The sequence below is a fragment of the Pseudomonas sp. BN607 genome (assembly GCF_029871175.1).
In the GTDB taxonomy this organism is placed as follows: domain Bacteria; phylum Pseudomonadota; class Gammaproteobacteria; order Pseudomonadales; family Pseudomonadaceae; genus Aquipseudomonas.
In genome coordinates, this window is the sequence record NZ_SSOE01000044.1 from 15567 (window position 1) to 40255 (window position 24689).

23 protein-coding genes are annotated in these 24689 nt (G+C 61.4%); 3 read left to right on the forward strand and 20 right to left on the reverse strand.

The genetic code is table 11. The annotated features are described in order from the left end of the window. Nucleotides 1-70 precede the first annotated feature (70 nt). The gene (locus tag E8E68_RS11450) at nt 71-1267 is read left to right on the forward strand and encodes a PepSY domain-containing protein (RefSeq protein WP_266034754.1); all 1197 of its coding nucleotides are present in this window, start codon (nt 71-73) and stop codon (nt 1265-1267) included. After that, on the forward strand, nt 1264-1806 hold the full coding sequence (locus E8E68_RS11455; protein ID WP_110745658.1) for a thiamine pyrophosphate-binding protein: 543 nt from the start codon (nt 1264-1266) through the stop codon (nt 1804-1806). Before E8E68_RS11450 ends, E8E68_RS11455 begins: the two co-directional genes overlap by 4 nt. Before the next feature lie 24 nt (nt 1807-1830). On the opposite strand, the gene E8E68_RS11460 is transcribed toward E8E68_RS11455, so the two are convergent. The 11 genes from E8E68_RS11460 to sdhC all read right to left on the reverse strand — a co-directional run bounded on the left by E8E68_RS11460 (nt 1831) and on the right by sdhC (nt 15846). Then, entirely contained in the window at nt 1831-2580 is a 750-nt protein-coding gene (locus E8E68_RS11460) for a DUF599 family protein (protein ID WP_280341451.1), read from the reverse strand. Between the two features lie 231 nt (nt 2581-2811). Beyond that, nucleotides 2812-4125, reverse strand: a complete 1314-nt coding sequence (gene brnQ / locus E8E68_RS11465) for a branched-chain amino acid transport system II carrier protein (protein ID WP_266034747.1) — start codon at nt 4123-4125, stop codon at nt 2812-2814. Between the two features lie 383 nt (nt 4126-4508). Next, complete coding sequence (gene sucD, locus E8E68_RS11470) at nt 4509-5393, reverse strand: succinate--CoA ligase subunit alpha (RefSeq protein WP_003254203.1); 885 nt, start codon at nt 5391-5393, stop codon at nt 4509-4511. Next, entirely contained in the window at nt 5393-6559 is a 1167-nt protein-coding gene (gene sucC / locus E8E68_RS11475) for an ADP-forming succinate--CoA ligase subunit beta (protein ID WP_003254205.1), read from the reverse strand. The genes sucD and sucC overlap by 1 nt, the downstream gene beginning before the upstream one ends. Before the next feature lie 172 nt (nt 6560-6731). Beyond that, nucleotides 6732-8168, reverse strand: coding sequence for a dihydrolipoyl dehydrogenase (gene lpdA, locus E8E68_RS11480; protein WP_110745656.1), 1437 nt, complete (start codon nt 8166-8168; stop codon nt 6732-6734). Between the two features lie 93 nt (nt 8169-8261). Then, the gene (odhB, locus tag E8E68_RS11485) at nt 8262-9485 is read right to left on the reverse strand and encodes a 2-oxoglutarate dehydrogenase complex dihydrolipoyllysine-residue succinyltransferase (protein ID WP_266034743.1); all 1224 of its coding nucleotides are present in this window, start codon (nt 9483-9485) and stop codon (nt 8262-8264) included. A gap of 42 nt (nt 9486-9527) precedes the next feature. After that, the gene (locus E8E68_RS11490; protein ID WP_110745654.1) at nt 9528-12359 is read right to left on the reverse strand and encodes a 2-oxoglutarate dehydrogenase E1 component; all 2832 of its coding nucleotides are present in this window, start codon (nt 12357-12359) and stop codon (nt 9528-9530) included. A 246-nt stretch (nt 12360-12605) separates the two neighbouring features. Then, on the reverse strand, nt 12606-13310 hold the full coding sequence (locus E8E68_RS11495; protein WP_012315348.1) for a succinate dehydrogenase iron-sulfur subunit: 705 nt from the start codon (nt 13308-13310) through the stop codon (nt 12606-12608). A gap of 11 nt (nt 13311-13321) precedes the next feature. Then, a complete protein-coding gene (gene sdhA / locus E8E68_RS11500) occupies nt 13322-15094 on the reverse strand; it encodes a succinate dehydrogenase flavoprotein subunit (protein ID WP_110745653.1) in 1773 nt (590 codons plus the stop codon). A gap of 3 nt (nt 15095-15097) precedes the next feature. Then, the gene (gene sdhD, locus E8E68_RS11505) at nt 15098-15466 is read right to left on the reverse strand and encodes a succinate dehydrogenase, hydrophobic membrane anchor protein (RefSeq protein ID WP_008091903.1); all 369 of its coding nucleotides are present in this window, start codon (nt 15464-15466) and stop codon (nt 15098-15100) included. Further along, nucleotides 15460-15846, reverse strand: coding sequence for a succinate dehydrogenase, cytochrome b556 subunit (gene sdhC / locus E8E68_RS11510; RefSeq protein WP_008091902.1), 387 nt, complete (start codon nt 15844-15846; stop codon nt 15460-15462). The genes sdhD and sdhC overlap by 7 nt, the downstream gene beginning before the upstream one ends. A 352-nt stretch (nt 15847-16198) precedes the next feature. On the opposite strand from sdhC, the gene gltA reads away from it, so the two are divergent. Then, nucleotides 16199-17488 carry a citrate synthase gene (gltA, locus tag E8E68_RS11515; protein WP_003254218.1) on the forward strand — a complete coding sequence of 430 codons (1290 nt, stop codon included), beginning with the start codon at nt 16199-16201 and terminating at the stop codon, nt 17486-17488. Nucleotides 17489-17604: 116 nt separating this feature from the next. On the opposite strand, the gene E8E68_RS11520 is transcribed toward gltA, so the two are convergent. From E8E68_RS11520 to E8E68_RS11560, 9 genes are all read right to left on the reverse strand, one after another. Next, nucleotides 17605-18210 carry an START domain-containing protein gene (locus E8E68_RS11520; RefSeq protein WP_280341462.1) on the reverse strand — a complete coding sequence of 202 codons (606 nt, stop codon included), beginning with the start codon at nt 18208-18210 and terminating at the stop codon, nt 17605-17607. Between the two features lie 33 nt (nt 18211-18243). After that, nucleotides 18244-18498 (reverse strand): YkgJ family cysteine cluster protein, encoded by a 255-nt coding sequence (locus E8E68_RS11525; protein WP_049275991.1) that lies wholly within the window; start codon nt 18496-18498, stop codon nt 18244-18246. A 129-nt stretch (nt 18499-18627) separates the two neighbouring features. Continuing rightward, entirely contained in the window at nt 18628-19110 is a 483-nt protein-coding gene (locus E8E68_RS11530) for a hypothetical protein (RefSeq protein ID WP_266034722.1), read from the reverse strand. Between the two features lie 64 nt (nt 19111-19174). Next, on the reverse strand, nt 19175-20617 hold the full coding sequence (locus tag E8E68_RS11535; RefSeq protein ID WP_266034721.1) for a PLP-dependent aminotransferase family protein: 1443 nt from the start codon (nt 20615-20617) through the stop codon (nt 19175-19177). 342 nt (nt 20618-20959) lie between these two features. Continuing rightward, nucleotides 20960-21772, reverse strand: coding sequence for an OmpA family protein (locus tag E8E68_RS11540; protein ID WP_280341469.1), 813 nt, complete (start codon nt 21770-21772; stop codon nt 20960-20962). Further along, complete coding sequence (locus E8E68_RS11545; RefSeq protein WP_280341473.1) at nt 21769-22122, reverse strand: DUF4398 domain-containing protein; 354 nt, start codon at nt 22120-22122, stop codon at nt 21769-21771. Before E8E68_RS11545 ends, E8E68_RS11540 begins: the two co-directional genes overlap by 4 nt. Nucleotides 22123-22131: 9 nt before the next feature. Further along, nucleotides 22132-22953, reverse strand: a complete 822-nt coding sequence (locus E8E68_RS11550; protein ID WP_266034716.1) for a transporter substrate-binding domain-containing protein — start codon at nt 22951-22953, stop codon at nt 22132-22134. A gap of 75 nt (nt 22954-23028) precedes the next feature. Then, nucleotides 23029-23958, reverse strand: coding sequence for an FAD-binding protein (locus E8E68_RS11555; RefSeq protein ID WP_110745645.1), 930 nt, complete (start codon nt 23956-23958; stop codon nt 23029-23031). Continuing rightward, a partial coding sequence (locus E8E68_RS11560; protein ID WP_280341479.1) for an electron transfer flavoprotein subunit beta/FixA family protein occupies nt 23959-24689 on the reverse strand: 731 nt, incomplete at its 5' end.

The following is a 24689-nucleotide window of genomic DNA, read 5'->3' on the forward strand; positions in this document are numbered from 1 at the left end:
CCGGCGGGAATTTCCTCATACCGCGAGGGATCGACGCGCAAGCCACCCAAACCACAAGGCACCGGCCCCTATGTCCAAGAAGTCACGCTCGAAACTCTGGTTCCTGGTTCACAGTTGGCTGGCCCTGCCCATCTGGTTCTTCGTGCTGATCGTCTGCTTCACCGGCACCCTGGCAGTGGTCAGCCAGGAACTGGTATGGCTGGCCAAACCGGAGATACGCGCGGCGAAGCCGAGCGATGATGCGCCACTGCTGACTTATGACCAGGTGCTCAAGGCCCTGCGTGAAGCCCGCCCCGATCTGGATGTGCAATACATCATGCGCCCGGACGAGTCGCACTTCGCGCTGCAGGTGCAGGTGGTGCAACCGGACAACACCACCCAGAACCTCTATGTGAACCCCTATACAGGCAAGATCCAGGGCATCAGCCCGTCCTTCGACTTCCGCCAGTTCACCCGCGCCCTGCATGGCTGGTGGCTGGTGCCTTTCGGCAACGGCTACCCGTGGGGGTGGTACCTGGTCTCGCTGCTGGGCTTGCCGATGCTCGCCTCGCTGGTCACCGGCCTGGTTGTCTACAAGCGCTTCTGGAAAGGCTTTCTCAAACCTACCCTGCGCTTGCGCCAGGGTGCGCGCATCTTCTGGGGTGACTTCCATCGCCTGAGCGGTATCTGGTCGATCTGGTTCATTGCCGTGATCGCGATCACCGGCACCTGGTTCCTGATCCAGGCCTTGCTGGCCGACAACCACATCTCCATTTCAAGCCGCGACGTACCCGCCGTGGTCGCCCGCGAGGACGTACCGCTGCTACAACCTGGCGAGGCGCCCAGGCTGGTCAGCCTGGAGCATGCCATCGAAACGGTAGCGGCGCAGATCCCCGGCTTCGAGGCGTCCTTCGTGCGCCTGCCCGGCAATGCCTACGACACCTTCAATATCCGCGGCCGCGGCTGGTACCCGCTGATGTACCAGAGCGCGAGCATCAACCCCTATACCGGCGTGGTCGCCACCTCGCACACCCTGGATGATCGCACTTCGCTGGAGTTCGTCACTGAATCCATGCGCCCGCTGCACACAGGCGATTTTGGCGGGCTCTGGGTCAAGATGATCTGGTTCTTTTTTGGCCTGGTGCTGACCTTGATGGTGCTCAGCGGGCTGCTGATCTGGAGCAAACGCACCGCCCAGGCCACCGCTGCGGCACTGAAACGCAAGCCGCGTGCCGCCCGAGCGAGCACCGCGACCCCCGCCGCGCACCTGAAGGAGACCACGCCATGAGCCATGCCACCCAAGCCGAAGCACCTTCTGCCGCACGCCGCTGGTGGTTGAAATGGCGCTTTCACCTGAACATTCTGCTGATACTCGTGCCCTTGGGTTTCATGCCCCGATATTTTGCTGACCAGGCGTTGTTCAAAGGTGAAGCCGGGCTGGGTGAACGTGAGGCGGGCGTGGTCGCAGTGGGCCCATGGAGCCTGCGCCTGGCCGAATTCCGCGCTGCGGCGCCGCGCCAGGAAGGCCCGGCCGGGTACTTCAAGAGTTTCAGTGCGGCGTTGTGCAGCCACTGTATAGGCGAGGTGAAGGCCACCTACCTGCGGGTGGGCAAGCCACGCAGCCTGCGCGCGGCCGGGAGCATCTTCTTTGGTTCACCGTACAGCATGGGGGCTTCCGTGCCAGTCCCTGCCAGGACCCAACCCAACGCTGAACTGTGGATCACCATGGAGGGCTGGGATGGCAGCGTGCACCAGGCTTCGATCCCCCTCAGCCAGGCCTCGCCGGCGACGGTAGCCTGGCTGCAGGCGCAGGCTGACAGCCGCTAGGGAACGTGGTGCCTGCTGCTCCACTCAAGCGCTGCCAGCAGCGCTTTCCTTGGCCGCGTCCGTGGGGGCACTTTCGGTGGGCGTGAAGACCATCACTTCCAGTACATCGGAATGGAACTCACGGCGGTACAGAATCAACACCACGCCCACGCTCACCACCATGAACAGCCAGGGGCTGATGAACCAGGTGAGCAAGGCCATGCCGAAGTAATACGAGCGCAAGCCCAGGTTGAACTGGTTCGCCGCCAGTGACAGTACCCGCGCGGCACGTGAGGCGAATGCCTTGCGCTCCATCTCATTGACCAGCCGTTCACCAATCATCGGCGCCGACCCCACCAGTACGGCAGCAAAGTTGTACTGCCGCATGCACCAGCTAAAGGTGAAGAACGCATAGACGAAGACCATTGCCAGGCACAGCAGCTTCATCTCCGACATGCCCTGCGAGGCCTGCTGTACCAGTGGCAGGTCGGCCAGCAGCGACAACGCCCGGTCGGAGGCGCCAAGCACGGTGAGAATGCCGGCGAGAATGATCAGCGTGCTGGAGGCAAAGAACGAGGCGTTGCGCTCCAGGTTGCCGATCACACTGGCATCGGCAATGCGGTTGTCGCGCAGCAGCATGCGGCGCATCCAGTCTTCGCGGTACAGGTGCAGTACGCTGGCCAGGCACGCAGTGTCACGCCCCTTCCAGATGGCATAGCGGGTATAACCCCCCCAGCACAGGGCGAACCAGGCGAGGGCCAGCAGGTTGTTGAGGTTGGTCTGAATGAAGTTCATGCAGGGTTACCGAAAGGGCTATGTGCCTCAAGGATAGGGACCGGATTTCGACGCTGGCAAGCGGCAAAAGGCACACCTGCACACTGAAAAAACCTCGCCTGCTGCGAAAAGCCCGCTGCCAGCAAGCAAAAAGCCCCGCATCCTTTCGGATACGGGGCTTTCCGGTTTCCACCCTTGGCGCGCACCCTTCGGCTTGTGGCCGGTGCCGCCCTCAGGCTTCGACGTACCAGGTCAGGCCAGCGCCTCGCGCGGCTTGCCGAGCATGCGGTCGCAGGCCACGGCGCCCGCCAGGGTCACCACCGAAGGCACCAGCCAGGCCATGCCGGCATCGCTCAATGGCAGGTGCGCCATGAAGTCTGGCAACACATGGGCAAGGCTGCTGCCCTTGATCGCGTCGACCATGCCGAACACCAGCGACACCAGCATCACCGGGGCCAGGATACGGGTTGGCGAGTTCCACAGGTCTTTCACGAAGCTCAGGCCGACCACCACGATGCACGGCGGATAGATGGCGGTGAGCACCGGGATCGAGAACATGATCAGCTTGGTCAGGCCCAGGTTGGAGATCAGCAGCGAGAAACCAGCGAGGATCACCACCAGTGCGCGGTACGACAGCGGCAGGACCTGGCTGAAGTACTCGGCGCAGGCGCAGGTCAGGCCAACTGCAGTCACCAGGCAGGCCAGCGCGATCAGCACGGCCAGGAAGCCGCTGCCCAGCGAGCCGAAGGTGTGCTGTACGTAGGCATGCAGCACCGCGGCACCGTTGGTGGCGTCTGCGGCGATATCGTGGCTGGTGGCACCCAGGCGGAACAGGCTGATGTATACCAGCGCCAGGCCGACACCGGCGATCAGGCCAGCGATGATGGCGTAACGGGTGATCAGCTTGGGCGACTCCACACCGCGCGAGCGGATGGCGTTGACGATGACAATACCGAATACCAGGGCACCCAGGGTATCCATGGTCAGGTAGCCGTCGGAGAAGCCCTTGGAGAATGCTGCGGCGGCATAGGCCGGCTGTGCGTCACCAATGGTTCCGGCTGGCAGCGCGAAGGCAGCGATGCCCAGCACTGCCAGGGCGATGATCTTCAACGGCGCCAGGAAGCGGCCGACGGTATCGAGCAGCTTGCCCGGGTACATGGACACCGCCAGTACCACGGCGAAATACACCAGGCTATAGATGAACAGCGCCAGCGGGCTCTCACCGGTCAGCGGCGCAACACCCACTTCGAACGACACGGTCGCGGTACGCGGGGTGGCGAACAGCGGGCCTACCGACAGGTAGCACACGGCTGCCAGCAAGCCACCGAAGAACTTGCCGATCGGGCTGCTCAGTGCGTCCATGCCGCCACCGACCTTGGCCAGGGCGACCACGGTGATGACCGGCAGGCCGACGGCAGTCACCAGGAAGCCCAGTGCCGCCATCCATACATGCGGGCCAGACTGCAGACCGACGATAGGCGGGAAGATGATATTGCCTGCACCCACAAAAAGCGCAAACGTCATAAAGCCAAGCGCCAGGATATCCTGGCCTTTGAGAACTTTCATTTAAGGTAGTACCACACTGCTGAAATCGGGATTCGAGAGGGGATTTCCCTTTGGATGAGGGGAAATGCTGCCCGGCTTGATAGGCCAGACCCGTTTAGCGTGTCGTTCCCTTTTGGGGTACGGGCACAGAGTGAGCGCGTAATGTAACTGTTTTGTCAGTCAAACGCACTGGCACAGTGCTGCTTGTCCGATGTGCGTACATGTTTGTCGTCTGTGCGACCGATGACAGGGGGAATTATCCTCGGATTGAAACATCCGTCTGCGTGAAAATTCCTATCAAACCTATCGAAGAATCCCTATCGCCAGCACCGGCCTACAGAAACCCCACAAACGACAAAGGCCACCCGAAGGTGGCCTTTGTGCGCGTGGGGGGTGTAGCAGTATTACTTCTTGGCTTCCCAGCCAGTCAGCTCGGCCAGGGCCTTGCCGATGTCAGCCAGCGAACGCACGGTTTTCACACCCGCGTCCTGCAGGGCGGCGAACTTCTCGTCCGCAGTACCCTTGCCACCGGAGATGATGGCGCCTGCGTGGCCCATGCGCTTGCCCGCAGGAGCGGTAACACCAGCGATGTAGGAAACGACAGGCTTGGTCACGTGGGCCTTGATGTAGGCCGCGGCTTCTTCTTCAGCCGAACCGCCGATCTCACCGATCATCACGATCGCTTCGGTCTTCGGGTCTTCCTGGAACAGCTTCAGGATGTCGATGAAGTTGGAGCCTGGGATCGGGTCACCGCCGATGCCGACGCAGGTCGACTGGCCGAAGCCGGCGTCGGTGGTCTGCTTGACCGCTTCATAGGTCAGGGTGCCGGAACGCGAAACGATACCGACCTTGCCTGGCAGGTGGATGTGGCCTGGCATGATGCCGATCTTGCACTCGCCCGGGGTGATGACACCTGGGCAGTTAGGGCCGATCAGGGTAACGCCCAGCTCGTCGCACTTGACCTTGGCATCCAGCATGTCCAGGGTAGGAATGCCTTCGGTGATGCAGACGATCAGCTTGATGCCGCCGAAGGCCGCTTCCAGGATCGAGTCCTTGCAGAACGGGGCCGGTACGTAGATGACCGAAGCGTCAGCGCCGGTAGCTTCCACGGCTTCCTTCACGGTGTTGAACACCGGCAGGCCCAGGTGGGTGGTGCCACCCTTGCCTGGCGTTACGCCGCCGACCATCTTGGTGCCGTAGGCGATGGCCTGTTCGGAGTGGAAAGTACCCTGCGAGCCGGTGAAGCCCTGGCAGATGACTTTGGTGTCTTTATTGATCAGGACGCTCATTACTTGCCCTCCGCAGCTTTGACAACTTGTTGAGCAGCGTCGGTCAGGCTGGTTGCCGCAATGATGTTCAAACCGCTTTCTGCCAGTACTTTAGCGCCCAGTTCGGCGTTGTTGCCTTCAAGGCGAACGACGACCGGAACTTTAACGCCGACTTCTTTCACTGCACCGATGATGCCTTCGGCAATCATGTCGCAGCGAACGATGCCGCCGAAGATGTTGACCAGAACGGCCGCGACATTGCTGTCGGACAGAATGATCTTGAACGCTTCGGTAACGCGCTCTTTGGTAGCACCACCGCCAACGTCGAGGAAGTTGGCTGGCTTGCCGCCGTGCAGGTTGACGATGTCCATGGTACCCATGGCCAGGCCGGCACCGTTGACCATGCAGCCGATGTTGCCTTCAAGGGCAACGTAGTTCAGTTCGAACTTGGCAGCGTGGGCTTCACGGGCGTCGTCCTGCGACGGGTCGTGGAAGGTCTTCAGCTTAGGCTGACGGTACATGGCGTTGGCGTCGATGTTGATCTTGGCATCGAGGCAGTGCAGGTCGCCATCGGCCTTGATCACCAGCGGGTTCACTTCCAGCAGTGCCAGGTCGTGATCCTTGAACAGCTTGGCCAGGCCAACGAAGATCTTGGCGAACTGTTGAACTTGCTTGCCTTCCAGGCCCAGCTGGAACGCCAGCTCGCGACCCTGGAACGGCTGAGCGCCGACCAGTGGGTCGATGGTGGCCTTGAGGATTTTCTCAGGCGTTTCGTGAGCGACTTTCTCGATGTCCACGCCACCTTCGGTGGAAGCCATGAACACGATACGGCGGCTCGAACGATCGACTACAGCGCCCAGGTAGAGCTCTTTGGCGATGTCAGTGCAGGATTCGACCAGAATCTTGGAGACGGGTTGACCGTTGGCATCAGTCTGGTAGGTAACCAGATTCTTGCCCAACCACTGTGCAGCGAACGCCTTGGCGTCTTCTTTGCTGCGAACCAGCTTGACGCCGCCCGCCTTGCCGCGACCACCTGCGTGAACCTGGGCTTTTACAACCCACTCGTTCCCGCCGATCTTGTCGCAGGCTTCTGCAGCTTGCTCAGGGGTATCGACTGCGAAACCCTTGGAAACTGGCAGGCCGTATTCAGCGAACAGCTGCTTACCCTGATACTCGTGAAGATTCATGCTTTTTACCGTCTTCGTTAGGTACTGCGCTTCGGCGCTGCGCCATCACTGGCGCCGCACCACCTGTGACCGTTGACCCCGGGTTATCCCATGTGATCCGGTCCGGCGGACGTTCCGCGGTGAGTCATGCACGCAAGACTCACGACGGGCTGCCCGCCGTGGTTTCTTATGATTAACGCTTCTTACGGTTGGCCACGTGAATGGCGCCGCCATTCACTGCCAGCGCTGCTTCATGCAACGCTTCGGACAGGGTTGGATGGCTGAAGACCATCATGCCCAGGTCCTCGGCACTGGTGCCGAATTCCATTGCGATTGCACCCTGCTGCACCAGTTCGGCAGCCGATGGGCCAATCACGTGTACACCCAGGACGCGGTCGGTCTTGGCATCGGCGATGACCTTGACGAAACCGCCGGTGTCGTTGGCTGCCATCGCACGGCCGCTGGCCGCGAACGGGAAGGTGCCTACGTTAACCTCAACACCCTCAGCCTTCAAGGACTGTTCGGTCTTGCCGACCCACGCGATTTCCGGGTGGGTGTAGATGACCGAAGGGATCAGATCGTAGTTCATCTGGGCCTTGTGACCCTTAATGCGCTCAACCACCATGATGCCCTCTTCCGAGGCCTTGTGGGCCAGCATCATGCCACGCACCACGTCACCGATGGCGTATACGCCCGGTACGCTGGTGGCGCAGTGATCGTCGACGAAGATGTAGCCACGCTCGTCGATGGTCACGCCGCTGTCGGCAGCCAGCAGATCGGTGGTCACCGGGCGACGGCCGACCGCAACGATCAGCTTGTCGAAGGTGATCTTCTGCTCGCCTTCGGCGTTGGTGTAGGTGACTTCGACTTCGTTGCCGTTGACTTTCGAGCCGGTGACGCGAGCGCCCAGCTTGATGTCCAGGCCTTGCTTGGTCAGGGTCTTCTGGGCTTCTTTCGACACGGCAGTGTCGGCCGCCATCAGGAAGGTGTCCAGGGCTTCCAGGACGGTCACTTCAGCACCCAGGCGAGCCCATACCGAGCCCAGCTCCAGGCCGATCACGCCAGCACCGATAACGCCCAGGCGCTTTGGTACGGCCTGGAATTCCAGGGCGCCAGTGGAGTCGACGATGACATTCTGGTCGACCGGAGCCGGCGGAATGTCGATCGGGCGCGAGCCGGAAGCCAGGATCACGTTCTCGGCTTCGATCACTTCGGTGGTGCCGTCAGCCTTGGTGACTTCGACTTTCTTGCCCGCCAGCAGCTTGCCGTGGCCCTGGATCGAAGTAACGCCGTTGGCCTTGAACAGGGTGGCAACGCCGCCGGTCAGGTTCTTGACGATGCCAGCCTTGCGGCCAACCATCGCGGCCACGTCCATCTTCACTTCGCCAGTGGAGATGCCGTGGACGTTGAAGCTCTCTTTGGCTTCCTTGTATTTCCAGGAGCTGTCCAGCAGCGCCTTGGAAGGAATGCAACCTACGTTCAGGCAGGTGCCGCCCAGGGCCAGCTTGCCCTCGGCGTCGGTGTACTTCTCGATACAGGCAGTCTTCAGACCAAGTTGTGCGGCCTTGATGGCAGCCACATAGCCGCCTGGGCCTGCACCGATTACCACTACGTCGAATTTCTGGGTCATAAAAGATTCCTTATCAGCTACAAGCTACAAGCCGCGAACCGCGCGGCATGGCTTCCTGCGAAGCCAGGCCCGGCACGGTACGCAGCCAGAGGGTTAGATGTCCAGCAGCAGGCGAGACGGATCTTCCAGCAGGTTCTTGATGGTGACCAGGAAGGTTACCGCTTCCTTGCCATCGATCAGGCGGTGATCGTAGGACAGGGCCAGGTACATCATCGGGCGAATCACCACCTGGCCGTTAACGGCCATCGGACGCTGGATGATGTTGTGCATGCCAAGGATCGCGGCCTGCGGCGGGTTGACGATCGGGGTCGACATCATCGAACCGAATGTACCGCCGTTGGTGATGGTGAACGTGCCGCCGGTCATTTCTTCGATCGACAGTTTGCCGTCACGGGCTTTCTTGCCGAAGGTGGCGATGCCGTTCTCGATTTCAGCCAGGCTCATCGACTCGGCGTTGCGCAGTACCGGTACCACCAGGCCACGGTCGCTGGAAACCGCAACACCCACGTCGGCGAAGCCGTGGTAGACGATGTCGTTGCCGTCGATCGAGGCGTTGACAGCCGGGAAGCGCTTCAGGGCTTCGGTGGCGGCCTTGACGAAGAACGACATGAAGCCCAGGCGCACGCCGTTGTGGGTCTTCTCGAACAGGTCCTTGTACTTCGAGCGCAGGGCCATGACTTCGGTCATGTCCACTTCGTTGAAGGTGGTCAGCATGGCCATGTTCGACTGGGCTTCGACCAGACGCTCGGCGATCTTGGCGCGCAGACGAGTCATCGGCACACGCTTCTCGGTGCGATCGCCAGCGGCAACCACGACCGGTGCGGCAGCAGCGGCAGCAGGCTTGGCGGCCGGTGCAGCGGCAGGTGCGGACTTCTTGTTGGCAACAGCAGCAACCACGTCTTCCTTGGTGACGCGACCGCCTTTACCGGTACCGGCAACGGTAGCCAGGTCGATGCCGTTCTCTTCGGCCAGCTTGCGTGCAGCCGGGGCAGCGATCGGGTCGTCTTCGCCAGCGTCGGCAGCAGCAGCGGCCGGAGCAGCAGCAGGTGCGGCGGCAGCGGCTGGCGCGGCAGCAGCACCGCCTTCAACGATCGAACCCAGCAATTCGTCGGACAGGACGGTATCGCCCTCGCCCTTGACGATGTCGCCCAGCACGCCGTCCGCGGTGGCCAGTACTTCCAGCACCACCTTGTCGGTCTCGATGTCGACGATCAGCTCGTCACGCTTGACGGCTTCGCCCGGCTTCTTGTGCCAAGTGGCAACGGTGCCATCGGCAACCGATTCCGGGAAGGTTGGGGCTTTGATCTCGATAGCCATTATCTGTGTTTCCTTAAATTCGGTTTCAGGTGCGCGAAGGCGTTAGACAGTGAAGGCGTCTTGCAGCAGTTTTTCCTGCTGTTCGGCGTGCTTCGAAGCGTAACCACAGGCTGGCGCGGCGGAAGCGTCGCGGCCGGCGTATTCCAGGACCAGTGCCTTGTTGTGGCGGCCCAGGATACGGCGCATGTGGTGCTGGCTGCTGTACCAGGCGCCCTGGTTCATCGGTTCTTCCTGACACCACACTGCATGCTTGAGGTTGGTGTAAGGCGCGAGGATTTCGACCAGGTCGTCCTCAGGGAACGGATACAGCTGCTCGATACGCACGATGGCAATGTCTTCGCGGCCTTCGGCACGGCGTTTTTCCAGCAGGTCGTAGTAGACCTTGCCGCCGCACAGGACCAGACGCTCGACTTTGGCCGGATCGAGGCTGTCGATTTCCGGGATCACGGTCTGGAACGAGCCTTCTGCAAGGTCTTCCAGGGTCGAAACGGCCAGCTTGTGGCGCAGCAGCGACTTCGGTGTCAGGACGATCAGCGGCTTGCGCAGCGGACGGATGACCTGGCGACGCAGCAGGTGGTAGATCTGTGCCGGGGTAGTCGGTACGCACACCTGGATGTTGTGCTCGGCGCACAGCTGCAGGTAACGCTCCAGACGCGCGGAGGAGTGCTCCGGGCCCTGCCCTTCATAGCCGTGTGGCAGCAGCATGGTCAGACCGCACAGACGGCCCCACTTGTGCTCGCCGCTGGTGATGAACTGGTCGATCACCACTTGCGCACCGTTGGCGAAGTCGCCGAACTGGGCTTCCCAGATCACCAGCGCGTTCGGCGTGGTGGTGGAGTAGCCGTATTCGAAGGCCAGTACCGCTTCCTCGGACAGGAACGAATCGTACAGGTCGAAACGTGGCTGGCCCGGGAACAGGTTCTGCAGCGGGATGTAGGTGCTGGCGTCCTTCTGGTTGTGCAGCACCGCGTGACGGTGCGAGAAGGTGCCACGGCCGATGTCCTGGCCGGTCATGCGGATCGGGTGACCTTCGAACTGCAGGGTGGCGTAGGCCATAGTCTCTGCATAACCCCAGTTGATCGGCAAGCCACCGGCCTGCATCTTCTGACGGTCTTCGTAGATCTTCGACACCTGACGCTGGACCACAAAACCTTCCGGCAGCTCGAGCAGCTTGGCCGACAGGTCTTGCAGGGTCTTGAGGTCGAAACGGGTGTCGTGACGCGCGGTCCAGGCATGGCCCAGGTATGGACGCCAGTCGACGAACAGCTCGCGGTTTGGCTCCTTGACCAGGCTTTTCACCACGTGCAGGCCGTTGTCCAGCGCGTTGCGGTACTCGTCGATCTTGGCCTGGGCGCGCTCGGCGTCGATACGGCCTGCCTGGATCAGTGCATCGGCATACAGCTCACGGGTGGTGCGCTGCTTGGCGATCTGCTGGTACATCAGCGGCTGGGTGCCATTCGGCTCGTCGGCCTCGTTGTGGCCGCGACGGCGGTAGCAGACCAGGTCGATGACCACGTCACGCTTGAACTGCATGCGGTAATCGATGGCCAGCTGGGTGACGAACAGCACAGCTTCCGGGTCATCGCCGTTCACGTGAAGGATCGGCGCCTGGATCATCTTGGCCACGTCGGTGGCGTACTCGGTAGAGCGCGCGTCCAGCGGGTTGCTGATGGTGAAACCAACCTGGTTGTTGATCACGATGTGCACGGTGCCGCCGGTCTTGAAACCGCGGGTCTGCGACATCTGGAAGGTTTCCATGACCACGCCCTGGCCGGCGAATGCTGCGTCGCCGTGGATCGAGATCGGTAGCACCTTGTCGCCAACGGTGTCGTTGCGGCGGTCCTGACGGGCGCGCACCGAACCCTCGACCACTGGCGAGACGATTTCCAGGTGGGACGGGTTGAACGCCATGGCCAGGTGCACTTCGCCACCGGTGGTCATCACGTTCGAGGAGAAGCCCTGGTGATACTTCACGTCACCGGAGCCCAGCTCGTTCATCTTCTTGCCTTCGAACTCGTCGAACAGCTCGCGCGGGTTCTTGCCGAAGGTGTTCACCAGCACGTTCAGACGGCCACGGTGGGCCATGCCGATGACGACTTCCTTGGTGCCGTAGGAGCCGGAACGCTGGATCATTTCGTCCAGCATCGGGATCAGGCTCTCGCCACCTTCAAGGCCGAAGCGCTTGGTGCCTGGGTACTTGGTGCCCAAGTATTTCTCCAGGCCTTCACCGGCAGTGACGCGCTCGAGCAAGTGAGCCTGCACGTCAGCGGAAAACTCCGGACGGCCGCGCACGCTTTCCAGGCGCTGCTGGAACCAGCTGCGCTGCTCGGAATCGACGATGTGGGTGAATTCGGCGCCAATGGTGCGACAATATGTCTTCTGGAGTGCATCGAAGATGTCGCGTAGGCTCGCCTCCTCTTTGCCGATGAACAGGTCGCCGGCACGGAAGGTCGTATCAAGATCGGCATTGGTCAAGCCGTAGTGATTGATCGACAGGTCTACGGGCGCAGGGCGCTGCCACAACCCCAACGGGTCGAGCTTGGCAGCCTGATGGCCGCGCATACGATAGGCCTGGATCAGTCGCAGAACTTCAACCTGCTTCTTCTCGTGTTCACTGCTCACGCTCCCGGCGGACACCGGTTGGGCGCGGCGCTGGTTCTTTGCCAGCAGTACGAAATGGTCGCGGATTGTCGAGTGCGATACATCAGTAGCGGTGCTGCCGTCGGCTGGCAACTTCTGGAAGTAAGTGCGCCACTCTTCTGGCACAGCGTTAGGGTCGTGCAGGTAGAGCTCGTAGAGCTCTTCCACATATGCAGCGTTACCACCTGAAAGGTGGGCGCTATCCCACATGCGCTGCATCACGCTTTCTTGCATGCTTGGTCACCCTCGATTAGGGGACTGATCGGCGAGAGCCACAGCAAACCTGGAAAAGTCCGAAAACAGCGACTGAACCACGCCACCTGGATCCTGCTGATTTTCCGGGTACCAGCCCGGAAAGCCCCTGCTGGTCTCATATCTTCATAGGTAATGAACGCGGGCTTTGTGGGCCCTTGTTCGGGTTTTACCTCAGTGCGGGCTCACCACCCGCACCTCGGCATACTGCAGGTACAACGCTTTGAATCAGGTGCCGCTTTGCAGCAGCATGTTACGTACGTGACCGATTGCCTTGGTCGGGTTCAGACCTTTCGGGCAAACGTTTACGCAGTTCATGATCCCGCGGCAGCGGAATACGCTGAACGGGTCATCCAGGGACGCCAGGCGCTCCTGGGTCTTGGTGTCGCGGCTGTCGGCCAGGAAGCGGTAGGCCTGCAGCAGCGCAGCAGGGCCCAGGAACTTGTCTGGGTTCCACCAGAACGACGGGCAGGACGTGGAGCAGCAAGCGCACAGGATGCACTCGTACAGACCGTCCAGCTTGTCGCGGTCTTCTGGCGACTGCAGGCGCTCGATGGCCGGAGCCGGGGTATCGTTCTGCAGGAACGGCTTCACCTTCTCGTACTGCTTGTAGAAGATGCTCATGTCGACCACCAGGTCACGAATGACCGGCAGGCCTGGCAGCGGGCGCAGAACAAGCTTGTTGCCCTTGACCACACCCGACAGCGGGGTGATGCAGGCCAGGCCGTTCTTGCCGTTCATGTTCATGCCGTCGGAGCCGCAAACGCCCTCACGGCAGGAGCGACGGTACGAGAAACCCTCGTCCTTTTCCTTGATCAGTGCCAATACATCCAGCACCATCAGGTCTTTACCGCCGGTATCGACGTCGAACGACTCCATTTTTGGCGCCGAGTCGGTGTCTGGGTTGTAACGATAAACTTCGACTTTCAACATAGCAGCCACCCTTAGTAAGTCCGGACTTTTGGTTCGAAGGCTGGAACAGTCTTCGGCGCAAAGTTGACGCCGCGCTTGGCAACGCGCTTCTCACCCGGGTAGTACAGGGTGTGGCACAGCCAGTTTTCGTCGTCACGGTCTTCGAAGTCTTCACGGGCGTGAGCGCCGCGGGACTCTTTACGGGCTTCGGCCGCGATGGCGGTAGCTTCGGCGACTTCCAGCAGGTTCTGCAGCTCCAGCGCTTCGATACGCGCGGTGTTGAAGGCCTGGGACTTGTCGTTGATCTTGACGTTGGCGATACGGTCACGCAGACCGGCCAGCTGCTCGATACCCTTCTGCATGTATTCGCCAGTACGGAATACACCGAAGTAGTTCTGCATGCAGCTCTGCAGCTCACGCTTCAGGCTGGCAACGTCTTCACCGCTGGTACGCTCGTTGAGCTTGTTCAGGCGGTTCAGGGCAACATCGACGTCGGTGTCGCTGGCGTCGCGGTATTCCACGCCTTCGGTCAACGCCTTCTCCAGGTGCAGGCCGGCAGCACGGCCGAATACCACCAGGTCGAGCAGCGAGTTGCCGCCCAGGCGGTTGGCACCGTGAACCGATACGCACGCCACTTCACCTACGGCGAACAGGCCCGGGATGATGTGGTCTTTGCCTTCGGCGTCCATGGTGATGGCCTGGCCATGAATGTTGGTGGCAACGCCGCCCATCATGTAGTGGCAGGTCGGAACCACCGGTACCGGCGCGACCACAGGGTCGACGTGGGCGAAGGTCTTGGACAGTTCGCAGATACCGGGCAGGCGGCTGTGCAGCACTTCCTCGCCCAGGTGGTCCAGTTTCAGCAGTACGTGGTCCTTGTTCGGGCCCACGCCGTTGCCGGCGATGATTTCCTTGACCATGGAACGGGCAACCACGTCGCGGCCGGCCAGGTCTTTCGCGTTCGGCGCGTAACGCTCCATGAAGCGCTCGCCGTGGGCGTTGATCAGGTAACCACCTTCACCGCGGCAACCTTCGGTGACCAGTACACCGGCCCCGGCGATGCCGGTCGGGTGGAACTGCCACATCTCGATGTCCTGCACCGGTACGCCTGCACGCAGGGCCATGCCGATACCGTCACCGGTATTGATCAGGGCGTTGGTGGTGGAAGCGTAGATACGGCCTGCACCGCCAGTGGCCAGTACGGTGGCCTTGGACTTGATGTACAGGGTTTCGCCGGTTTCGATGCAGATGGCGATCACACCCACGAATGCGCCGTCCTGGTTCTTCACCAGGTCAACTGCGTAGTATTCGTTGAGGAAGGTGGTGCCAGCTTTCAGGTTACCCTGGTACAGGGTGTGCAGCAGCGCGTGACCGGTACGGTCGGAAGCGGCACAGGTACGGGCAGCCTGGCCACCCTTGCCGAAGTCCTTGGACTGGCCGCCGAACGGGCGCTGGTAGATACGACCGGTTTCGGTACGCGAGAACGGCAGACCCATGTGGTCCAGCTCGAAGACCGCAGCCGGGCCTTCCTGACACATGTATTCGATAGCGTCCTGGTCACCGATATAGTCGGAGCCCTTGACGGTATCGTACATGTGCCAGCGCCAGTCGTCGTTCGGGTCGGCCGAAGCGATGGCGCAGGTGATGCCGCCCTGGGCGGATACGGTGTGCGAACGGGTCGGGAAGACCTTGGTGACTACGGCAGTCTTGTGGCCGCCTTGAGCCAATTGCAGCGCAGCGCGCATGCCGGCGCCGCCACCACCGATGATGATGGCGTCGAAGGAAATGGTTGGAATGCTAGCCATGGATCAGATACCCCAGAGAATCTGCACACCCCAGACGAAGTAAGCGAACATCGCAACGCCGCATACCGCCTGGAACAGGAAACGAATCGCAGTTGCCGACTTGCCGAACGACATAGGCGTCAGGTAGTCGGTTGCAATGGTCCACATGCCGACCCAGGCGTGGGCGCCCAGGGCAACGAGGGCCAGCAAGCTGAAGATTCGCATCGCGTTGTTGGAGAACAGACCATGCCACTGGGTGTAGTCGATGCCTGGGTGGGCGACCACGTAGCCGATCAGGAAGATGAAGTAAGCCGCGAGAACGACCGCAGAAACGCGCTGCGCCATCCAGTCATAGAGGCCCGAACGCGACAGGTTCGTGACATTGGTTACCATACCCAAACTCCCACCAGAACGATCAGCACCACGGAGATGACGATCACGATTTTCGAGCCCAGCTTGCCGCCTTCCAGCGTCTCACCGATGCCCATGTCCATGATCAGGTGACGAACACCTGCCACGAGGTGATAAAGCAGGGCGGACAGCAGGCCCCAGGTCACGAACTTGGCCAGCGGGCTGGTCAGACACGCCTTCACTTCGCCGAAGCCTTCCTCGGAACCCAGCGACTTGCCCAGTGCATAAAGCATGATGGCAAGGCCGATGAACAGGATGACGCCGGAGATACGGTGCAGGATGGACGTGTACGCAGTGACAGGGAGCTTGATGGTCCTTAGGTCTAGGTTTACAGGTCGTTGGCTTTTCACGGCTTTTTTCACACTGAAGAGCCCCTAGCGAATCAGGGCAAAGTTGTTGGTAAGTGTACTGGTCAGGTACCCACCACCCAGGGAACGGCGACCCCCAGCAGTTCGGGCTTGCAAGCCCCTGGCGGTCGGGTGCCGAGTATAGACAGTTAGGCTGCTTATGACAACGTGACGGGGTAGCCCAAATAGCGCATTGCCTTTAGCGAACAAAAGGCGTAAATGGGCGAGAATTTCGGGAAAAATCAGGCTTGAATGCCTGATTCAACAAGCCTTTAGGCAAATTGACATCTGAATTTATCCCTCTATAGTGGTGCGGGCCCTGCGTGGGGGGTCTGTCTGATGATTTCAAGCATTAATAGGAGGCCACATGGCTGACAAAAAAGCGCAGTTGGTCATCGAGGGCGCTGCCCCCGTCGAGCTGCCCATTTTAACCGGCACCGTTGGTCCTGATGTAATCGACGTCCGCGGGTTAGGGGCCACTGGTCACTTCACCTTCGACCCTGGTTTCATGGCGACTGCCTCGTGCGAGTCGAAGATCACCTACATTGACGGCGACAAAGGGATCCTGCTGCACCGCGGCTACCCGATCGAGCAACTCGCCGAACAGTCCGACTACCTCGAAACCTGCTACCTGCTGCTCAACGGCGAACTGCCGAATGCCGAGCAGAAGGCCCAGTTCGTCAGCACCGTGAAGAACCACACGATGGTTCACGAGCAGCTGAAGTCCTTCTTCAACGGCTTCCGTCGCGACGCTCACCCGATGGCGGTGATGTGCGGCGTGGTCGGCGCCCTGTCGGCGTTCTATCACGACTCCCTGGACATCAATAACCCGCAACACCGCGAAATCTCCGCGGTGCGCCTGGTCGCCAAGATGCCGACCCTGGCCGCGATGGTTTACAAGTACTCCATGGGCCAGCCGATGATGTACCCGCGCAACGACCTGTCGTACGCGGAAAACTTCCTGCACATGATGTTCAACACCCCGTGCGAGATCAAACCGATCAGCCCGGTGCTGGCCAAGGCAATGGACCGGATCTTCATCCTCCACGCCGACCACGAGCAGAACGCCTCCACCTCCACCGTTCGTCTGGCCGGCTCGTCGGGTGCCAACCCGTTCGCCTGTATCGCCGCCGGTATCGCCGCACTGTGGGGCCCGGCCCACGGCGGTGCGAACGAAGCCGTACTGACCATGCTCGATGAAATCGGCGATGTCTCGAACATCGACAAGTTCATCGCCAAGGCCAAGGACAAGAACGACCCGTTCAAGCTGATGGGCTTCGGTCACCGCGTGTACAAGAACCGCGACCCGCGCGCCACCGTGATGAAGCAGACCTGCGACGAAGTCCTGCGCGAGCTGGGCATCAAGAACGACCCGCAGCTGGAACTGGCCATGCGCCTGGAAGAGATCGCCCTGACCGATCCGTACTTCATCGAGCGCTCGCTGTACCCGAACGTCGACTTCTACTCGGGGATCATCCTCAAGGCGATCGGCATTCCGACCAGCATGTTCACCGTGATCTTCGCCCTGGCACGTACCGTGGGCTGGATCTCGCACTGGAAAGAAATGCTCTCCAGCCCGTATAAGATCGGCCGCCCGCGCCAGCTGTACACCGGCGAGCAGAAGCGCGACATCGTTGCCCTGAAGGACCGCAAGTAAGCTTTCATGGCCGAACGCAAAAAGGCTGCCCTCGGGCAGCCTTTTTTATTACCTTTTCCGTGCTGGCCGCTTCGTGGGCTTGCCGCGAGGAGGCCAGGAAAGACGACGCAATACCGTCAGTTTTTCTCAGCCCGCTCACGCAGACCTTTCAGGGTATTGAACGGCGCGTCCACCACGAACTTGTTGGCCACCATCGCCGGCACGCTGCCACCCGGCTCGGTGTGCACCTGGTAAGTCACTTCGGTGCTGTCGCCTTTGGGCACCAGCTTCCAGAAACCCTCGACCTTTGCCACCCGCACAAAGCCCTTCTCTTCCGGGACATAGGTCGGCTCTTCGACCAGGTTACGGGTCAGGCTGCCATCAGCCCCCTTCACCGTGGTGATATGCAGCACGGAATCCCGCGGGGTCACCGGCCAAGGCGTATTGAATTGGGTGTAGGTCCAGCTTTGGTCGCCCTCGTGCTTGAGCAGCTTCTGCGACTTGCATTCGTGAATCCAGGCACAGGCACCGGCCACGTCTTCCTGCAGCGCCTGCAGCTTGGCCAGCGGCGCCTTGATCAAGGTAACACCCTGGTAAGCCTTGTACTTGGAGCCCGCCACCTCGCTGAGGGATACCTTGATCCCCTCCTCGTCCTTGGCCACTTGCCAGTTCTCGGCCCAGGCCGCCGGTGCCAGCAGAACACCCATGCCACACAACAGTGCAATACGCTTGAACGATCTCATCATGTTTATCCTTGTTTTCGAAGATCCAGCCTGTCACGCCGCCGTTATCTGCTCCCACCAGCCAAGAATCCTGATTGCCTCGTCACGGTCGCTGCCGCAGACCTCGACATCCGCCTTGAACCCGCCACACACCGCCGGCCGTTCGGGCTTGCCGAACAGGTCGCAGAGGTTGGCCGCAGTCAGGTGCAGGCAGCGCTCGCCAGCCGGCTTGCCATTGGGCATGCGCGGCATTGCAGAAGTGATGGACGGGGCGATGCAGCAGGCACCACAACCCTCACGGCAGTTCATGGCTATTCACCAAAATCAGGACTCCCTGGAACAAAACGGAGCGAACGCCCCTGGATAGTAACCGCTCAAACAGGCGTTTGAAATTACTGGCACGATGAAATCTGCCGTGACTCGGCAGTCAGTTCCCGCCTACTGGCGATACTCGAAATCGATGGCCGCCCCTTCCACGTCATGACGGCTGTCATTGCGCAGTTGCAGCTGCATCTCGTTGTTGATCAGCCGGCCATTGAGCTGGAACGGGCTGTCACTGGTCTGGGGGTTTTCACTGAACATGGGTGGCAGCAAAGGTTTGCGCCGTTGGATCGGCGAAGGTGTACCCACGTTCGGCTCAAGGCTGTTTACCATATCGGCAGGCAAGCTGAGATCCAGCTTTGCCTTGGGCAGGGGTTTGGCAACCGTCTTGCCGACCGGCTTGCGCACCGGCTTGGCCCTGCCCTTGCTGGCCGGTTTTGCCGCCGGCTTCTGCACAGGCCTGGCTGCCGGTTTTTTCTGCACCTGCTTGCCTTGGCTCGCCTGTACCTGGCTTGCCGGCTGCGCCGCCAAGGCCGTGCTGCCCGGGTAGCAGCACGGTGCAAGACACAGGATCAGGATGAAGTAGCGCAAAGCATTCATGGCAAAAGGACAGACTGACCGGAAAGATGCGTATGCTCCCTGTTCCACAAGCCGCTGGCAAGCCTTACAAAAGTGTGGACGCAGGCTCCCTGCACAACTGCTGCGCCAGCAAGCCGAGCGTTATCACTGCCCGCTCGGCTTCCTTGTTCCACGGGATGCCACAATTGAGGCGGATACAGTGGTTGAACTGTTCCGTATTACTGAATATCAGCCCCGGCGCAATACTGATGCCCTGCTCCAGCGCCCGTACATGCAGCTCCTGGGTATTGACCCGCCCAGGCAGGCTCACCCAAAGGATGAACCCCCCGGTCGGCCGGGTCATCTGCGTCCCCTCGGGAAAGTGCTGCTGCACCGCCAGCTGATAGGCACTGAGGTTCTTGCGATACTCCTGGCGAATGTAGCGCAGGTGCCGGTCGTAGCCGCCATTTTCCAGGTAGGCCGCAACGCCCATTTGCGTCACGCTGCAGGCCGAATGGGTGGTAAACGTTTGCAAGCGCTGGATCTCGTCCTGATAACGCCCGGCGATCATCCAGCCTACGCGCACCCCCGGCGACAGCGTCTTGGAAAAGCTCGAGCAGTAGATCACCCGGTCAAGGCGGTCGAATGCCTTCAGCGCCTTGGTCTTACCCTGCTCGAACATCAGTTCGCCGTAGATATCGTCCTCGATGATCTGGATATCGAAGTCTGAGGCAAGGCGCAGCAACTGTTTCTGCCGCTCCTCAGGAACCGTGCCGCCCAGCGGGTTGCTCAGGCGCGCTGTCAGCACCAGGGCCTTGATCGACCACTGGTTGGCGGCCAGCTGCAAGGCTTCGAGGCTGATACCGGTGGACGGATCGCTGGGGATCTCGATCACTTTCAGGCCCAACAAGTCAGCCAACTGCAGCAAGCCGTAATACGTGGGCGACTCGGCGGCAATCAGGTCACCGGGGCGGGTCAGCACACGTAGCGACATCTGCAAGGCATCGACGCAGCCATGGGTCACGATCACTTCCCGCGGGTCGACCAGGACGCCGGCATCGCGCATGCGGATGGCGATCTGCCGGCGCAGCGGCTCGAAACCCGGGCTGAACATGTAGCTGAAGGCACGCGGGCTATGGAAGCGTGTCACCTTGGCAATCTGCTGGTGCAGGGCGCGCACCGGCAGGTAGTCGACATGCGGTACCGCAGCGCCGAACGGGAACACACCGTCGCGACGTGCCTCGGTCAGCACCTGCTGGATGATACTGGCACGCGTGACCAGACCGGGGCGCTCGACCCGGGCGATGTCCGGGGTTGGCGCAGTCAGGGCTGGGGTCTGGTGCACATAGTAGCCGGACTGCGGCCGCGCACGGATAAGGCCTTGGTCTTCGAGGTTGGCATAGGCCTGCAACACCGTGGCGTGGCTGACGTTGAGCTGGGCGCTCATCTTGCGCACGGAGGGTACCCGCTCGCCTGGCTGGTAGACACCACGACGGATGTCATCGGCCAGTTGCTGGGCGATACGCTGGTACAGCAGCAGGTTGGTCATGGCGGGATCTCGACGCGCGGACGGACTCGTTATTCTTGTGCGACACACTGACGGTAGAGGATACCGTAACAGTTGCAAAGTGTACTGGGACAGATGGCGTGGTTGCCACAACATCTTAGACGGCTGCAAGATCGAGCCCCGCGCGCCGCTTCGCGGGGCAAGCCCGCTCCCACATTTGGGCGCATGGCGCGATATCGCGGCGTACGATCAAGGCGGTCGCGCGCACCTGCCACAGGCATAACTGGCCCGAAACAAATGTGGGAGCGGGCTTGCCCCGCGAAGCGCCGCGCGGGCGGCGCTCGATCTCATAGGCGCTGACAATGTCGAGGCGCCCCCCCAACCTCACCGCGCTGGCGCGAGCTTGCCCTTGTCATCGGAGAACACGATCTCGACCCGACGGTTCTGCGCCCTGCCCCGCTCCGAGGCATTGGCCTCGATCGGGTAGTGGTCGCCATAGCCTTCAACCTGCAGGCGCTTTTCGTCGATGCCCAGATCCACCAGCATGTCGGCCACCGACTGCGCCCGGTCGCGCGACAGCTTGATATTGTCCTCAGGAGCACCGGTGCTGTCGGTATAACCCTCGATACGCACCACCCGACGCGGGTTCAGCTGTAGAAACTGCACCAGCTTGAGCACGGTACGGCTCGCCGAGTTCTTCAGGTCGGCACTGCCGGTGTCGAACAGCACATCACCCAGGGTCATCACCAGACCACGGTCGGCCTGCTCAGAGGCCAGCGCAGCAATCTGCGACTCGACCCACTTGCCTTGTTGTTGCACGCTGGCGAGCTTGGCCTCACGCAGCGCCAGTTGCAGGCGCTGACGCTCCAGGTCGAGCTTGGCCCGGCGTTCCTGACTGAGGGCCAGCTTGGCATGCTCGCTGGCAATCTCGCTGTAGCGCTGGCTCAGGTAAGCGTAGTGACGCACATCCGAACCGGTGCCGATATAGCTGGACAGCCGCTCGGCACGTGCCAGCGACTCGCCTGCGCGAATCACGTCACGCGGCGCACTGCGCAGCACATCGGAATCATCCTTGACCTTCTGGAAGGCGGCGCTTGCCTCATCCAGCGCGGCACTGCTGCGCTGGCTGGCGCAACCCTGCAACCCTGCCGCCAGCACCAGCAATGCCAGTGCGGCCAACGGTGTACGGCAGGTCATGGCTGCACCTCCAGTTGCTTGCGCAGGCGCTTGACCCGCGACTGCAGCAGCTGCAGCTGCTCTTCGCTCTTCTGGTTCAACACCTGGGCCTCGGCCAGGCGCGCATCCAGCTCGGCCTGCTCGGCGCGCATGCGCGCATCGCGGTAGTCTTCAGTCAGCATGTTGGTCTTGGCGCGGGCCAGTTTGTCTTCCGCCAGTTTCAGCGTTTCGACCTGCTCAGTGGCACCGACGGCCCTGGCCTGCTCCAGCGCCTGCTCGGAAATGCGCATCTGCTCGTCCGGGGCCGGGTCATTGGCGCAGCCAGCCAGGCCGAGCACGGCCAGGGCAAGGATTAGTGGTTGGATTCTCACGCGATATTCCTAGTGTTTGGGGGCGTCCACCGGTACCTGCAACTGCGCCTTCCAGCGTTCGACATTTCGCTGCAGTACCGCCTCGGTCGCACCAGAGATCGGCAATTCTGTCAGTTTTTTCGCCAGTTGCCCACGCAACCAGCTGTCATTGCAAGCCGAATTGTGCGACAGCGCCAGGTAAAGGCCCGGGCGGTCCACCGGCAGGCCGCGGGCGATCAGATCATTGCTCATGCCCAGGCTCTGGGCCATGGCCATGCCGGAATAGCGACCAGCCAGCACATAATCAACCTGGCCAAGCACCAGTTTCTGGAACGCCTGGGTCAGGTTCTGCGCCGGCACCAGCTTGAGCTGGGTCTTGGCAAAGGCCGTGAAGGCCGGGGTCAGGCGTGCGCGCTCGGACAGGCTGCCCTGATACTTGGCCAGGTCGGCCGGGCCATCGAAGGTCAGTTCGGCATCGTGACGGGTCCATACCAGGTATTCGTTGAGCTGCAACGGCGGGTGGATATAGTCCAGCGCGGTCAGTTGCTCGACCTGCATGGGCGTGTCGAGCAGCAGGTCCATACGCCCGCTGCGTACCTCTTCCAGCGCCTGATCACGGCGGCCGGCGCTCAACACTTCGACCTTCACACCCAGCTCACCCGCCACCTGACGCAACAGGTCAACGTTGGCGCCGATCAGGTGCTTCGGGTCTTTCGGGTCCTGCCACGAATAGGGCGGCGCATCCGGGCTGCCGGTTGCCACCAGGCGCTCGCACTTGCCTGCAGCCATGGCCAGTGGTGACAGCAGCAGCGCCACACATGCCAGCACCCTGCCCGTTCCGCGCAACGTCATCCCTCACCCCTCAAGCCATAAAAAAACCCGACCCTCAAAACGAGGGCCGGGTTCTTTATAAGTGAAGCAGGCGGATCAGACCAGCTTTTCCAGCTCTGGCACCGCTTCGAACAGGTCAGCGACCAGGCCGTAATCAGCCACCTGGAAGATCGGCGCTTCTTCGTCCTTGTTGATCGCAACGATCACTTTGGAGTCTTTCATGCCGGCCAGGTGCTGGATGGCGCCGGAGATACCGACGGCGATGTACAGCTGTGGGGCAACGATCTTGCCGGTCTGGCCGACCTGCATGTCGTTCGGCACGAAGCCGGCGTCGACCGCGGCGCGCGAGGCACCGACAGCAGCACCGAGCTTGTCGGCCAGGCTGTACAGATGCTTGAAGTTGTCACCATTGCCCATGCCGCGGCCGCCGGAAACGACGATCTTGGCAGCGGTCAGCTCTGGGCGGTCGGACTTGGCCAGCTCTTCACCAACGAATGCAGAGATACCGGCGTTGTGCGCAGCACCAACCGCCTCAACGGCAGCGGAGCCGCCTTCGGCCGCCACGGCATCAAAGCCGGTGGTACGCACGGTGATGACCTTGACCGCAGCGCTCGATTGCACGGTGGCAATGGCGTTACCGGCATAGATCGGGCGCTTGAAGGTGTCGGCGGATTCGACCGAGATGATCTCGGAAATCTGGTCGACGTCCAGCAGCGCGGCAACACGTGGCAGGATGTTCTTGCCGTTGGTGGTAGCCGGGGCCAGCACGTGGCTGTAACCCTTGGCCAGCTCGACGATCAGCGGCGCGACGTTTTCCGGCAGGACATGGGCGTAGGCAGCGTTATCAGCCACCAGCACTTTGGCAACGCCAGCGATCTTGGCAGCGGATTCTGCAACGCCACCGACGTTCTGGCCGGCGACCAGCACGTGCACATCACCACCGATCTTGGCGGCAGCGGCGACAGTATTCAGGGTGGCCGGGGCTACGGCACCGTTCTCGTATTCAGCGACAACCAGGATAGTCATTTAGATTACCTTCGCTTCGTTCTTCAGCTTCTCGACCAGTTCGGCCACCGATTTGACCTTGATGCCTGCGCTGCGGGCAGCCGGGGCTTCGACTTTCAAGGTCTTGTTGGTGGAGGCGAGGGAAACGCCCAGATCGTCAGGCTTGACGGTCTCCAGCGGCTTCTTCTTGGCCTTCATGATGTTCGGCAGCGACGCGTAGCGTGGCTCGTTCAGGCGCAAGTCGGTGGTAACGATGGCTGGCAGGTTCAGTGCAACGGTCTGCAGGCCGCCGTCGATTTCACGGGTGACATTCAGCTTGTCGCCAGCCACTTCAACCTTGGAGGCGAAGGTGCCCTGAGCGAAGCCGGTGAGCGCGGCCAGCATCTGGCCGGTCTGGTTGTTGTCACTGTCGATGGCCTGCTTGCCGAGGATGACCAGCTGCGGCTGCTCCTTGTCGACAACGGCCTTCAGCGCCTTGGCCACGGCCAGGGAGTTCAGTTCGTCAGCGGCTTCGACCAGGATGGCACGGTCGGCACCCAGGGCCAGGGCGGTACGCAGTTGCTCCTGGGCAGTGGTCGGGCCGACGGAAACGACGACGATCTCGGTCGCAACGCCTTTTTCCTTCAGGCGTACGGCTTCTTCCACGGCGATTTCGCAGAAGGGGTTCATGGACATCTTGACGTTAGCAAGGTCGACGCCGGAGTTGTCCGCCTTGACGCGAACCTTGACGTTGTAGTCGACCACTCGTTTGA